The organism is Candidatus Fokinia solitaria, assembly GCF_003072485.1.
Classification (GTDB): domain Bacteria; phylum Pseudomonadota; class Alphaproteobacteria; order Rickettsiales; family Midichloriaceae; genus Fokinia; species Fokinia solitaria.
The window spans coordinates 662,117-675,046 of record NZ_CP025989.1 but is presented as its reverse complement, the minus strand read 5'-3'; the positions used below and the strand labels follow the sequence as shown (position 1 = coordinate 675,046).

The window sequence follows — 12,930 nt, the reverse complement described above, 5'->3', positions numbered from 1 at the left end:
CTACTTAGCATTACCTAATGTGATTTTAAATGCAAGGTTATCCAATTCGTTTAACTCTTTACATGTAATAGTGAGTTTATAGTTTTTATTTCCTGCCGATATCTTTACCTTCGCATTCAGTGCACTGCTTAATAATTTTTCCATTTCCAGTAATGCATTATCGGGCATAGCTGTACTTTTCTTGCTATTTCCTTCCTCTTCTTCCGATTTAGCAAGCTTTTCTACATCTCTCACAGTAAGATTCTTCTCTACGATTTTGTTCGCTATTTCTTCAGGATTATCAGTACACACCATTGCTCTTGCATGTCCGGCACTAATCTGTCCATTAATTATCATTTTCCTTACTTTTTCCGGCAACTTAAGTAGTCTTATTGTATTTGCAATATAACTTCTGCTTTTGCCGAATTTCTCAGCAAGCATCTCATGAGTATACCCAAAGTCTGTAGAAAATTTCTTATATGCTTCAGCTTCCTCTATAGTATTCAGATCGGCTCTCTGTGTGTTTTCCACTAAGGCGATTTCCATAGATTCAAGCTCATCAGAATTTCTTATTATTACAGGAATCTCTTCTAATCCTGCTATTTTAGAAGCATGATACCGTCTCTCACCTGCTATTATTTGATATAATTTATCATCCATCTTTCTTACGATAATTGGCTGTAGCACACCAAATTGTTTTATAGAGGAAGCTAATTCGTTCAACTCATCTGTATCAATCGTTTTTCGCGGTTGTGCTGGATTAAAGGTAATAATGTTGAGAGGTAGAAGCGATGATCCTCGAAGAGATTCTGTTTGTGTAAATGAAGTACTTGCCTCCGAGATTAAGGCTGATAACCCTTTCCCTAGGTGACTCATATTACGCATCTCATTTCTAAATGTATTGCATGCCACGATTCTATAACGAAATGGCAGTATTAGCAACTTATATCGTATTACAATTTGACTTTAACTGTCCACACGCTGCCATAATGTCTTGTCCTCTGTTTTTTCTCACAGTTGTAGCATATCCCGCATTTTTAAGAATTTGCTGAAAACGTAGAATTTGTTCATTTGTTGAAGAACAATAGCGACTACCTTCCCATCTATTAAAGGGGATGAGGTTAATTTTACAGTTTACGTTTTGTACTGCTTTGATCATTGTATACGCATCGTCATCTGAATCATTGATATCTTTCAGCATAACGTATTCAAAGGTTATTTTTTCCTTCGTAATTTGATGATATTCTTCACATGCCTCCAGTAGTACCGGTATTGGATATTTCTTATTTAATGGTACTAAGTGATTTCTTATTTCATCTTTTACTGCGTGCAAAGAGATTGCTAACTTCACTTTTGTGTCATTTCCAAGAGCTTTGATTTGAGGTACTACGCCAGATGTTGATACAGTAATTTTCTTTGATGTGATGTTGAAGATTTTCGCCGTTGTAATAGTCTTGATTGCTTTCACTACATTATTGTAGTTCAGCAATGGCTCTCCCATGCCCATAAAAACAACATTAGATATATTACCTGCTTCCGTTCTGAGTACTTGAAGTCTCTTATAAGCAAATAGTAATTGCCCGATTATTTCTCCTGCTGTGAGATTTTTAGCAAATTTTTGTGTGCCAGTATGACAGAATGTGCATCTTATAGGACATCCTACTTGTGAAGATATACATAACGTATTTCTCTCCATTTCCGGTATATATACGGTCTCAATATCAAGTTTTGGATCATTTTCTTCAGTGCTTAATTGCCACTTTATTGTACCATCTGTTGAAATGGATTCTTTTCTACATATTGGTATTGTGATATCGAAATTTTCAATGAGATACTTTCTTAGTATGATCGGTACATTATGCATCATATCAAAAGAGGTAATGCCTCTGTCGTATAACCATGAGAATATTTGCGCCGCTCTAAATCCTTTCTCGATATTGTTTTCTACAAAATGATTTGCCACCTCCTGTTTAGAGTAGTTTAGAATATTCTGTTTCATTAACTTTGCATATGATTCAAAAGCAAGTTTATATGATAATATCTGATTGTTGCAGCTTAGTGAATGTGTTTATTGCAGTCCTTACAGTTTTGGTATAGTATCCAATATATGCCTCTGTGGCGGAATGGTAGACGCGGCAGACTCAAAATCTGCTGTCTTTGCGGATGTGCTGGTTCGAGTCCAGTCAGAGGTACGTGACAAAATAATAATTCACGTAATTAGTATGTCTTTAAAGATTAGGTTAGCGCGTACCAGAGGAAAGCCTTTCCGTATTGTTGCCGCTGATGTCAGAGCGCCGAGAGATGGTAAATTTAAATATAATCTCGGATATTATAATCCTGTGTTAAATTGCGAACCATCAGATAAATTTAAGATAGATCTTGAGAAAGCAGAGTTTCTGATTTCACAAGGTGCACAGGTCTCGAAAAGAGTCGCTAAACTGATGTCCTTGTGTACGGAGAAAAATATTATAAAAAGGTAGGATTTTTTTAACCTTAATTAACTGTGCATGCACAAGCAATCTTCGAAAAACTTTGGTACGACGCAGCACTTCTTTCCAAAAAGCGTAAATGAGGGTGTAGCACAGCTTGCTGCTGCGTTTTCGCATATTGATACAAAGAGTGATGCAGTAGCAAAGTCGTACAATGTAGAAGAATTGTTGCGCTTCTATGAAAAAGCTCTTTTATTGAGAAGATTCGAAGAAAAAGCAGGGCAATTATATGGTATGGGCATGATAGGTGGTTTCTGTCATTTGTACATAGGACAGGAAGCGGTGGCCGTTGGTTTGTCTGAGTGTATGAAGGCGGAGGACGCTATAATCACAAGTTATAGAGATCATGGTATGATGCTTGCAATTGGAGGAGATCCAAACGCTATCATGGCTGAACTCTTAGGTAAAGCTACTGGATGTTCTGCAGGGAAAGGCGGTTCAATGCATATGTTTGATATAAAAAGAGGATTCTATGGAGGACATGGTATAGTAGGTGCACAGGTGTCAGTTGGTACTGGAATAGCAATGTCTATGAAGTATCAGAAAAAAGATGCAGTATGTTTCGTAGTAATGGGAGATGGTGCTGTAAATCAAGGGCAAGTGTACGAAGCATTCAATATGGCAAAGTTATGGAATATACCTGTGGTGTACATAATAGAGAATAACGAATATGGTATGGGTACGTCTGTGAATAGAGCATCATGTACTCCGAATACGATGTATGCACGAGGTGTTTCTTTCGGTATTCCAGGTTTTGTAATTAATGGTATGGATGTAGAAGAAGCGCATTGTAAGTTAATTGAAGCACGAGATTATGTCGCGTCTAATAATGGTCCTATAATAGTAGAGTGTAAAACGTATAGATATAGAGGGCATTCAATGTCAGATCCTGCAAAATATAGAACAAAAGAAGAAGTGGAAGAGTATAAGAATGTCGATCCTATAACTGTACTTAAAGATAAAATTCTCTCCATATCCAAAGAACGCGAAAAGGATCTCAATGCTATTAATGAGAAAGTAAAATCAATAGTGTATGCAGCTGCAAAGTTTGCTGAAGACTCACAGCTTCCAAGTGAGGATGTCCTCTGTAACGATGTATACGCGATATAGATATTTTGATGAAATTTAGAGTCGCGAGAATGCCTGCAAGTTCTTCACTGCAGCGATCGTCTCATTTTGCATTGATTAAAGAGTCTGAATATTCGATAAAATCCATATTACATGATGCTAAGAGATTTATAGTATCAAGCTTTGTAATGTTCATGGATGTGAAAAATACTGCAACTCGTTGTGGATATTACTTTGGTACCGTCACAAGTAAACGTGTCGGCAACGCTGTACTTCGCAACCATGTGAAGAGGTTAGTTCGAGAGGTAGCGAGAAAGCATGCGAAATTGCATAAGTTAGCTGATAAAACGATCTATATTGTACTCATCTTGCGTAAAGAAGCAGCAGTATCCGATATCGATACTTTGTATCGCGACTATTTACGGGCATTCAGTGCACTTATGCGAAAATATACAAAGCAAGTAGATGTGCAATGATTGCATCAGAAAGCAGTTCATGTACAATAAGTAGGTACGTAGTTGGAGAGTCGCTATACTTTTAAAGTATAGAGGAAAGTCCGAGCTTCGCTGAAGAAAAATGCTAGGTAATGCCTAGCTAGGTATTAATGCCTAAGGGAAAGTGCAACAGAAAATATACCGCCTTTATGGTAAGGGTGAAAAGGTGAGGTAAGAGCTTACCGTGATCTCGGTGACGAGATTTGCATTGCAAACCCCATTTGAAGCAAGATCAAGTAGCAGAACATGCAAGATTTATTTCTTGCCTCTCCTCTTCTGAGAGTAATTGTTCTAGGGTAGATCGCTGGAACTTGCTGGAGACGGCAAGGCTAGAGAAATGACTCTCGGTGCTATTAGCACTACAGAACTCGGCTTATATACTACGTGCGCACATTTACTAGTTTAAATGCTTATATACAACGATATTGTTTACATGTAGCACAATAATCTTGAGAAGTTGAAATGCACTCCGTTGTTTTATGATGAGAGAAAATTTACGACAAATACTTGAAAAATGTATGAGTACTCTCAAGTAATTATAGAAAGGAGAAGCAAGCTAATGTAAAAGAGAAAGGAAATATCGCAAGTAATATGAAAAGATTAATATATGCATTACTAGCATTATCGGTATGCACCGCTACCGTTAGTCTAGCAGAAGAGAAGAAGACGGTATGTGAAGGAAAATTGCTGCAGTATGCTGCAAAATTTGACGTCAGTGAAAATGATCGTATGTTTTTTTCTCATACATATTCAGAGCACATTGGAAAAAGTGAAAAATGGCTGAAAAGTAAAATGCATTGTAGAAGTGTAAGCTTTGTATCGACGTACTTTAGCGAAGAATCTGCAAATGAAACTATCCGAAAAGCATTAAAAGAGAATAAGGATAAAATATGTGAATGGTTAGAAAATATCGGAAAAGTAAAGGAAAATGGCGATAAAAGAAAGAAAGCCTCATTGCTTGTCACTACGGACGCATCTAAGGAAATAGGCTTCGGTATTCAGAATGATGGTGAGAAAATGAATTTAAAACGTGCGAATGTTGTGCTAAAAGCTACTGCACGGGATGATGATATCGGATTATACGTCTTTACTTCTTATCCTGTCAAAAATCGTAAATATGAAAAGAAGAAACGATGACAACGAAAATAAGGTATAAAATACGCGGCGGTACTCCAATTATAGGTAATATACAATGCTTAGGTGCTAAAAATCTTGCAACAAAAGTGATGCTTGCATCGATGCTTGGTAGTACTGAGAGTACTTTGTGGAATATGCCATATATCGGAGACGTAGAGATTACAAGAAAAATGATAGAGATGACAGGTGCTGATGTGAAGTTTGATAGAGATGATAACTCTCACTTTGGTAAAGTGACGATCGATCCTCGTTCTATATCTAAAGCAATAGTTGTATTGCCGGATTCTGCTACAAATAGAATTCCGATATTGCTTCTTAGCGTATTATTACAATTGTTCGATGAAGTAGAAGTGCCTACTATTACGGGTGATGAGATTGGTAAAAGAAAAGTCGATTTTCACGTTGAAGCTATAAGAATGTTTAACGGAGAGGTAGAGGTCGGTAATAATTGCTTTCGTGCGCGTAAAAATCATAAATTGTCTGGTACTCATTTTACTCTTCCATATCCTTCAGTTGGCGCTACTGAGACATGCTTATTTCTAGCTGTATTAGCTGATGGTATGAGTGTCATAAAAAACATAGCGATGGAACCGGAAATAATGCATTTAATTTCCATGTTAAGATGCATGGGCGCTGTGATCTTCATCAATCCGAATCGAGAGTTGATTGTGCATGGAGTAAAGCAGTTAAAAGGCGTGAATTTTCATGTTATAGGAGATAGAATAGAAGCGGTATCGTGGGCGTTACTTGCATGCACTGTAAGAGGTAGTGATATTACGTTGCAAGGGATTAATCCTGAGCTTCTTGGTATCTTTCTGTCGTATTTGAATATGGCAGGAGGTAGATTCGAAATTCTTTCAGAAAATTCAATACGATTTTATAGCGAATATAATAGCGTAATATCGCCACTTGTGCTTGAAACAGACGTATATCCAGGCTTTTCTACTGATTGGCAGCAACCGTTTACTGTAATGCTAACTCAAGCGCGTGGCACTTCAGTAGTGCATGAGACGGTATATGAAAATAGACTAGGTTATACTGATATGTTGAATCAATTAGGTGCTGATATTTCTATATTTCACTCATGTCTTGGTAGCTCAAATTGTCGTTATAGAGGATACTATCATCCGCATAGTGCGATAGTAAAAGGTAAAACGGAACTGCACGCATTGAAAGAGCCTATAGTTGTACCTGATATCAGAGCTGGATTAGCTTATCTTATTGCAGCAGTTCTTGCAAAAGGCGATACTATATTAGACGATGCAGACAAGTTGGAAAGAGGGTACGGAAATATACCGCAAAGACTAAAAAATACTACTCTCGAAATAACAAGAGAACAATAGAACTGATATATCGCGCAACTGAACGATTTTTCATCGTCAAACTAGCCGAAAGCGGAATACAAATCGCGAAGGAACTCATGCGGAGAAAGCGATTATCCGCTGTGTCCATTCTCTATCTAGAAAATGTATAACGGAAATTTCATCGTACTTTGTTTTCTCTTCGAACTTTGCAACTGTATAAACAATACTCTGATCTGCGATAATCCTACTTAGAGAACTAAGACAAATAGCGTAGAAGTGATAAATACAACTTGTAAATACCTCCAGATATCTCTTCTTGGACAGTGAAGTAGCGTTGCTACCTCACTTACTGTCATTACTGCTGTGCAGCAGCATTATATGGAATCGGTCTACCAGAAGTGTCAAGTGCTAACTGACCGTCTTCAAATTGCGCAGCCATATAAGTACCATGTCCCAGCTTTATACCATGATATAGTACAGGACTCACAGTCTTGTCCCCGATTTTCCTAAGAGCAGCTTTTTTACCGCGCATTGCGATATTGTTCTTGGAAGCAGTGATTTTCTTTGACATGGCCATTTCAAAACTGAATAACGAACATGAGAATTATATTACAGACTCATGATCGTTACAATACTCAAGTGAGTGGAATTTTTCTCTACGAGAGTCAATATGAATATTACATGAAATATATTTCCTTGAAGATTAAACGAGAAGAAATTGCAGATAAGAAGAAATTGCGAGTGCGATTATAGCTGTCATGCGAATACATACGAGATTTCAAATTGATGCTATATTGATTTATGAATAAAATATGTAGTAATGTGAGCGTACTGAGTATGCCAAGACTTCATCATTATGCTGACATTTTTAAAAGAAAAATTTTCTACTCTAGCAAAGAAATTAAGTACTAAATCTCATCTTAACAATGATGAAATTGATGTTTTACTTAAGCAAATAAGAGTTGCACTTTTAGATTCTGATCTCAGTCTTGAGCTAGCGGATATCTTCGTGCACGAGTTACGAGTGAAGATTGAAGTAATTAATGAGAAGGGTGTCATAAACTATGGTAAAGCAATATGCGATGCCATGCAGAATCAAATAGTGGATTTTTTATCTGATAGCATTCAAGAAGAAGTGCATTCTGAAAATAATCTTACACTTCTTAAGAAAACGCTGAATATCAAGGATGGCCTTAATGTTATACTATTTCTTGGATTACAAGGTGTAGGAAAAACTACTACTGTAGCGAAACTTGCTACTTTATTGGCGCAAAAGTTGAGTAAGAAAGTTGTAGTTGCATCGCTTGATGAAACTAGAGCCGCGGCAAAAGAACAGCTGAAGACTTTAGTTGAAGGTAGTGCTGTAGAATTTTTGGATTGTGAAGGTTTCTCCAATATTGTTGAAAAGGCGAGTATGTGTGTGAAACTTGCGCATACAAGAGAATCGAATGTAATAATTTTGGATACTGCTGGAAGAACAGATGTTAATGCTGCGTTAATGGCAGAGATTGCAGAGATTCACAATACGATAAAGCCTTCTGAAACAATCTTTGTATGTGATGCTATGCTAGGGCAACAAGCGCCTATCATCGGTAAAGCATTTGCGGAAGCGGTGCCAATTACTGGCATTATACTTACGAGACTTGATGGAGATGCCAAGGGAGGAAGCATGCTAAGTATGAAGCGTGCGGTAGGCGCGCCAATCAAATTTATCACTTCGGGGGAGAAGTTAGACGCAATAGAGATATTTCATCCGCTTAGAATTGCTTCAAGGATTATGGGCTTAGGGGATATCGCTTTGCTGATAGAGAAAGCTTCTGATGTTGTAGATGAGATGAGTGAAGAACAGCTTATGAAGAAAGTGCAAAGTGGAAAATTTACACTTACGGATTATGTGCAGTATATGAAGAAAATTGGCAAAATGGGAGGACTTAGCGTTATGATCGGGCTTCTTCCTGGTTTGCCAAAGATAGATCAAAAGCAGCAACAAGAGTTAGCGCGAAAAGTGAGAAATCAGATTGCGATTGTATCGTCTATGACGGCAAAAGAAAAAGAAAAGCCGGATATCTTAGATGGAAAAAGAAAGCTTCGAATTGCAAATGGCTCAGGTACTAAAGTGCAAGACGTCAATGCTTTGTTAAAAGAGTATAATATGATCGCAGGAGTGTTAAAACAAATGAAAAATATGAGATTAGGAGATCAAATGAAGATTATGCAGAATATGTTTAAGAGATAATATGAAATACCTACATCATAGTTTAGAACGCGAGATTAATGCAGAAAATCTAAAAAATTTATGGTTTGCTTTTGGAGAAGAGTATGGAGGAGTGTGTTTTATATTGTCGGTACTTAAAAGTAAATTGAAGTCTCAAGCTGCAGCAAATGGAGGTACTCTCTCGATACATGAGATCAATTTCAAGCAATTGAACGCGGAGCCAGAATTGCTAAATGAAGTTACGAGATCTTATAGCTTATTTGGTCAGAAAAAAGAGAATAAATTAATAGTGATAGATTCTGTTTCAAATGATATCTCTGCTGAGTTGTCTCAGCGTCTGAGTAAGCATATCTCCACTCCATCGCGTAATACGTTTATTGCTGTTATAGGAAGCGGTTTGAAGAAAAATATGAAAACAAGACGCTTTTTTGAATCACCATCGGTTGCGCGACATATTGCCTTATTTCATTCTTATTCTCCTTCAGAGCAGGAAAAGCAGAGTTTTTGGCTGTATTTGCTATCCAAGAATAGGCTACAGCTTACAATCCTACTTGGCTGTCCTGATTCACTACTGAGTACTCATATTATTCTTTGCACGAGTAGAATGGAGATAGTGAATGCTATTGAAAAAATGTGTATTAGCGCACAACACGAATGTGATGTGTTTGATTTGTCGGATAAAAAGCATATTAATGTGTGCAGAATAAGCGTTTCAGAAGAAGAAATAAAAGTATTTTTTCCTTTTGAAAATGATATCGCATTGTTGGATATAGCACATTATCTTCTTTTTCGTGAACGTCATTTCTATTATCGCGTCAATCTTGAAACAACTCTTGATATTGCAGCGTTGCGTTGGTTGCAATCATATTATGTGAAACTTTCCACTTTACATCAAATATGCTTACAATTTTCCTCAGATGCAGAAGTGATGAACGCAATGCTTGAATTGCATATATTTCTATCGAATAAGCAAAAAAGCGATCTGATCAAAGCGCTACGTAGCACTCCCTCATCTAAGATATCAGAACTGATTATCTTACTTCTATTTCAAGAAAAAGCTATCAGAACGATAACGGAAAATGAGTTTATAGACGCAATTCAAGAGAATGATAAAGTAACTCTGCAAAAATTATTGCAGCAGTAAGTTTGTTCTGCATGAGATTGCGCATAGGAAGATTGATCTACCACTCCTATGGTGTCGGCTCGCTTATTTCTAGGAGTGATGTCTGAATTTATCATTGCTGCCGTGTGATGATGTTTTGCTTATGTCAACTGATTGCGAGCGGTTTACTGCATTAGGCAGATTCATTCCTTCAAGTATCTTTATTATGCTATTGTTTCGCGAGTTGGTATCTTTTGCAAGTATTTCGCCTTCCCCTTTTTGAATAGCTGAGATTTCATTCAGGTCAAGAGAAAAGCGTTCTGACAATCTGCTTTGATTTACAATGATACTATTCGAGCTTTTATTAAGAAAGTCACTCTCTTCATTGCGAATTTGTGATGGAATTTCCTTCTTCTGCACTAGATTATTGACTTGCGCTTCTATTTCATCGAGCTTCTTTTGTGAAATTTTATCCTGTGCTATTTCACTTTCTGTCAACCGTAGCGCTCCGTCATCATCTGTACCGCGTTTTAATCTTTCTCGCCCTTTCTGTACAAGTTCTGCGATAAGCTCTTCTAACGGTTTTGCCAATTTGCGTGCCTCAAAAGAGTTGGGGTTTTCTGTATCATATTTTTGAATTTTTTCCGCTATTTTGATTGCTTGCATAGCTTGTTTCAGTAATTCAGAGGACGTAAATTGTTTATTTTGTAGTAATTCGTGCAATTCATTCTGTACCTGGTCTTTTGTTTTTTGCCCTAGTACTGTGTTTTCCGATTTTATATTGTTTACATCTTGCTGTAGTGCTTGACTATTTTTTTGCGTTGAATTTCCTTCCGGTGCTGGACGATAATTCTGTTTTGCATCGAGAAGCGCGCGTATATCCTTTCCTTCACGGCGTTTTGCTTTAGATAAATAATATTTTGCAAAAATTATTGCAATTAATAATCCTAAAGGTCCGAGTGCAATGTATCCCGCAATATATGCAGCGAATTTTTTTCCGGATGTGTCTTCATTAATTCTTTCCTTGGCGTCTGTTTTTAATATAGCTTTGCTAAGAAAATTTGGCCTATCTCTATCTTTTTTGTCTAAAACCTCATACGGATCGTATTTTACTGCTCTTTCTAATTGTTCCGGAGAACTTAATATTTGGGTACATATCCCTTTACCTCTCATGTACTCTAATAGTGCAATTTGATCGTCTCGAGAGAGATCTGCTGCATTTCCTTTTAATCCATTCGAGTTTATAGCTGCTTGTGCTGCGAGTGTAACACCTACGTTTATTATCGATTCATTTTTTTCTGCATCTGATAGAGAGTTGAATTTCCCGTCTTTCTTTAAAACTTTGATTATGTAATCCATATTTTCTCTAGTACAGAATTTCTCAAAAGACGGTGAATAACGTGAAGGGCCTATCGTTTCAATGACTTTTCTTGCGTAATCATCCATCGTTGTGCCTCTTTTAAGTTGTGGCTGCTCCTGCTGTAATTGCTCTTCTTGCTTTTCTTGCTGTATTTCTGATTTTGACTCCCGTAATTGCTTTTCTTGCTGTATTTCTGATAGTGGCTGTGATAGCGACTGCTGTAATTGCTTTTCTTGCTGTTGCTGCTCCTGCTGTAATTGCTCTTTTTGCTGTTGCGTTGCCGATTGTGATAGTGACCGCTGTGGTAGCACTTGCGATTGGTCTTCTTTCTGTAGCTGCTGGATTTTCGATTGTGGCTGAATTTCCGATTTTGCCCGCTGTAATTGCTTTTTTTGCTGTGATTTCGGGTTTCGCTTTTTCAGCAGCTGTTCGGCTTCTTCATCTGATATTTCTACCAACGTCGATTTTCTATTTTGTGATACTCGTGACTTCTGTGATAATTCTGATGTTCTACGTGATTGTTGCTCTTGCTGTATTTGTGATTCTTCTTGTATTTGCTGCTCTTGCTGCTGTGGTTTCGATTGTTTATATCGTGCTTTTAAAGTGGCTTTTTCCTCTTCAAGTTTAATATACTTTTCAATAGCCGTTTGAACTGTTTTTAATTGTTTTTCTCTCTGAGATAATTCATAAAGTTCCTTTATCTTTGCTAGTTCTTGAATTTCCTTATCAAGAGTATCGAATTTTTGCTGAATAGCCTCTTTTTGAATAGCTTCTTGCGAAAGATTTTGTATCTCCATTTCTTGTCCCTGTGCTATAGCACTTGGAGCGCTGTTTTGTTTTTGTACCGCTGATCTTTGTGACTTTTGCAAATTATCTGCACTAAGTTGGAATGATTGCGCTTTACTCATATCGAATTGTGAAATTTGCAAGCTACTTATTTTAGATTGATTATCAAATTGTTCTTCTTGCGCTTTACCCGCATTAAGTTGCGAGTTTTGTGCATTATTCATATCGAGTTGTGAGAATTGCGATGCACCGAGTGGAGCTTGTCTCTTTACTGGTCCGAGTAGTTTTTTCAGCTCAGTATCTAATTTTTCCAGCTCAGCACGCTTACTGTCTAAGTTCTGTATTTCCTTTGCTTTGTTCTTGTAATCTTTTGAGATCTTCGACTGCCCTCCTGCATCTTGCACTTTCTTCGTTATGTCATTCATTTCTGTTTGTATTTTTTCCAAGGTCTTAGAATTTTTTAAATCTTCTAATGTAAAATTTTCGGATTTTATTTCATCTGCTATTTTTTGTTGCTTCTTAAGCTTTTTTACTTTGTTATAGCGATATTTTTTCTCTTCTGCTTGCGCTATCTTAACATCTTTTTGAAGTAATGCTTTTTCTGTCTTTATTTTTTTTCTCTTTGCTTCTAAGTCTAAATTCTTAGGTCTTCTTAAGATAAAATCCTTCATTTTTTTCATTATTGAATCACTCGTCTTTTTTATCATTTCATCTTTCTTTTGTATTTCGTCTTCTAGTTGTTGAATTTGTTGTTCCAAAAGCTGCGTTTTTTTCTGCTGTTTCTCTATCTTTTTCTTGAAAGTACTTGTGTGATCTGAGTTCTGCATAATGATGACATTACAATTTATATATCAATATTATTATATAAATTATATATATTATTATCTATAAATATATGCGAGATATTAATTTTCTCGATATATTTAATACGTATTTTCTTGATGATGCAGTATTTTAAATAAAGGAAAGCATATACGCGAATGCGCAGCTCTTATT

Annotated in this window: 11 protein-coding genes, 1 tRNA gene and 1 other RNA gene; 9 read left to right on the top strand and 4 right to left on the bottom strand. The window is 36.8% G+C overall.

Going from position 1 to position 12,930, the window contains the following annotated elements:
• Positions 1-891: a ParB/RepB/Spo0J family partition protein gene (locus tag Fsol_RS03050; protein WP_108673414.1), complete on the bottom strand. Its 891-nt coding sequence runs from the start codon at positions 889-891 to the stop codon at positions 1-3.
• Positions 892-922: 31 nt separating this feature from the next.
• Positions 923-1,978: a 23S rRNA (adenine(2503)-C(2))-methyltransferase RlmN gene (gene rlmN / locus Fsol_RS03045; protein WP_108673413.1), complete on the bottom strand. Its 1,056-nt coding sequence runs from the start codon at positions 1,976-1,978 to the stop codon at positions 923-925.
• A 110-nt stretch (positions 1,979-2,088) separates the two neighbouring features.
• Between rlmN and Fsol_RS03040 the strand changes: the two genes are divergently transcribed.
• The 7 genes from Fsol_RS03040 to Fsol_RS03010 all read left to right on the top strand — a co-directional run bounded on the left by Fsol_RS03040 (position 2,089) and on the right by Fsol_RS03010 (position 6,510).
• Positions 2,089-2,171, top strand: a tRNA-Leu gene (locus tag Fsol_RS03040).
• Positions 2,172-2,201: 30 nt separating this feature from the next.
• Positions 2,202-2,459, top strand: coding sequence for a 30S ribosomal protein S16 (rpsP, locus tag Fsol_RS03035; RefSeq protein WP_108673412.1), 258 nt, complete (start codon positions 2,202-2,204; stop codon positions 2,457-2,459).
• A gap of 27 nt (positions 2,460-2,486) precedes the next feature.
• The gene (pdhA, locus tag Fsol_RS03030) at positions 2,487-3,578 is read left to right on the top strand and encodes a pyruvate dehydrogenase (acetyl-transferring) E1 component subunit alpha (protein ID WP_108673411.1); all 1,092 of its coding nucleotides are present in this window, start codon (positions 2,487-2,489) and stop codon (positions 3,576-3,578) included.
• Between the two features lie 8 nt (positions 3,579-3,586).
• On the top strand, positions 3,587-4,012 hold the full coding sequence (gene rnpA / locus Fsol_RS03025) for a ribonuclease P protein component (RefSeq protein ID WP_108673410.1): 426 nt from the start codon (positions 3,587-3,589) through the stop codon (positions 4,010-4,012).
• Between the two features lie 34 nt (positions 4,013-4,046).
• An RNA gene (gene rnpB, locus Fsol_RS03020) (RNase P RNA component class A) lies at positions 4,047-4,422 on the top strand.
• A 199-nt stretch (positions 4,423-4,621) separates the two neighbouring features.
• Positions 4,622-5,167 carry an RNase A-like domain-containing protein gene (locus tag Fsol_RS03015; RefSeq protein WP_108673409.1) on the top strand — a complete coding sequence of 182 codons (546 nt, stop codon included), beginning with the start codon at positions 4,622-4,624 and terminating at the stop codon, positions 5,165-5,167.
• The gene (locus Fsol_RS03010) at positions 5,164-6,510 is read left to right on the top strand and encodes a UDP-N-acetylglucosamine 1-carboxyvinyltransferase (protein ID WP_108673408.1); all 1,347 of its coding nucleotides are present in this window, start codon (positions 5,164-5,166) and stop codon (positions 6,508-6,510) included. Before Fsol_RS03015 ends, Fsol_RS03010 begins: the two co-directional genes overlap by 4 nt.
• Positions 6,511-6,826: 316 nt before the next feature.
• Here the strand turns inward: Fsol_RS03010 and Fsol_RS03005 are convergent, their stop codons facing one another.
• Positions 6,827-7,042 carry a hypothetical protein gene (locus tag Fsol_RS03005; protein WP_108673569.1) on the bottom strand — a complete coding sequence of 72 codons (216 nt, stop codon included), beginning with the start codon at positions 7,040-7,042 and terminating at the stop codon, positions 6,827-6,829.
• Between the two features lie 285 nt (positions 7,043-7,327).
• On the opposite strand from Fsol_RS03005, the gene Fsol_RS03000 reads away from it, so the two are divergent.
• Both Fsol_RS03000 and Fsol_RS02995 read left to right on the top strand, forming a co-directional pair.
• Positions 7,328-8,707, top strand: coding sequence for a nucleotide-binding protein (locus tag Fsol_RS03000; RefSeq protein WP_108673407.1), 1,380 nt, complete (start codon positions 7,328-7,330; stop codon positions 8,705-8,707).
• Between the two features lies 1 nt (position 8,708).
• Positions 8,709-9,830: a DNA polymerase III subunit delta gene (locus Fsol_RS02995; protein WP_108673406.1), complete on the top strand. Its 1,122-nt coding sequence runs from the start codon at positions 8,709-8,711 to the stop codon at positions 9,828-9,830.
• Between the two features lie 69 nt (positions 9,831-9,899).
• Here Fsol_RS02995 and Fsol_RS02990 read toward each other — a convergent pair whose 3' ends face one another.
• Entirely contained in the window at positions 9,900-12,761 is a 2,862-nt protein-coding gene (locus Fsol_RS02990) for a hypothetical protein (protein WP_108673405.1), read from the bottom strand.
• Positions 12,762-12,930 lie beyond the last annotated feature (169 nt).

What these genes read in the sequence shown, in the direction of transcription:
- rnpA (WP_108673410.1), top strand. Translation starts at nt 3,587, where the DNA reads ATGAAATTTAGAGTCGCGAGAATGCCTGCAAGTTCTTCACTGCAGCGA.
- rpsP (WP_108673412.1), top strand. Translation starts at nt 2,202, where the DNA reads ATGTCTTTAAAGATTAGGTTAGCGCGTACCAGAGGAAAGCCTTTCCGT.
- Fsol_RS02990 (WP_108673405.1), bottom strand. Translation starts at nt 12,761, where the DNA reads ATGCAGAACTCAGATCACACAAGTACTTTCAAGAAAAAGATAGAGAAA.
- Fsol_RS03000 (WP_108673407.1), top strand. Translation starts at nt 7,328, where the DNA reads ATGCTGACATTTTTAAAAGAAAAATTTTCTACTCTAGCAAAGAAATTA.
- Fsol_RS03015 (WP_108673409.1), top strand. Translation starts at nt 4,622, where the DNA reads ATGAAAAGATTAATATATGCATTACTAGCATTATCGGTATGCACCGCT.
- Fsol_RS02995 (WP_108673406.1), top strand. Translation starts at nt 8,709, where the DNA reads ATGAAATACCTACATCATAGTTTAGAACGCGAGATTAATGCAGAAAAT.
- Fsol_RS03010 (WP_108673408.1), top strand. Translation starts at nt 5,164, where the DNA reads ATGACAACGAAAATAAGGTATAAAATACGCGGCGGTACTCCAATTATA.
- pdhA (WP_108673411.1), top strand. Translation starts at nt 2,487, where the DNA reads ATGCACAAGCAATCTTCGAAAAACTTTGGTACGACGCAGCACTTCTTT.
- rlmN (WP_108673413.1), bottom strand. Translation starts at nt 1,978, where the DNA reads ATGAAACAGAATATTCTAAACTACTCTAAACAGGAGGTGGCAAATCAT.
- Fsol_RS03005 (WP_108673569.1), bottom strand. Translation starts at nt 7,042, where the DNA reads ATGTCAAAGAAAATCACTGCTTCCAAGAACAATATCGCAATGCGCGGT.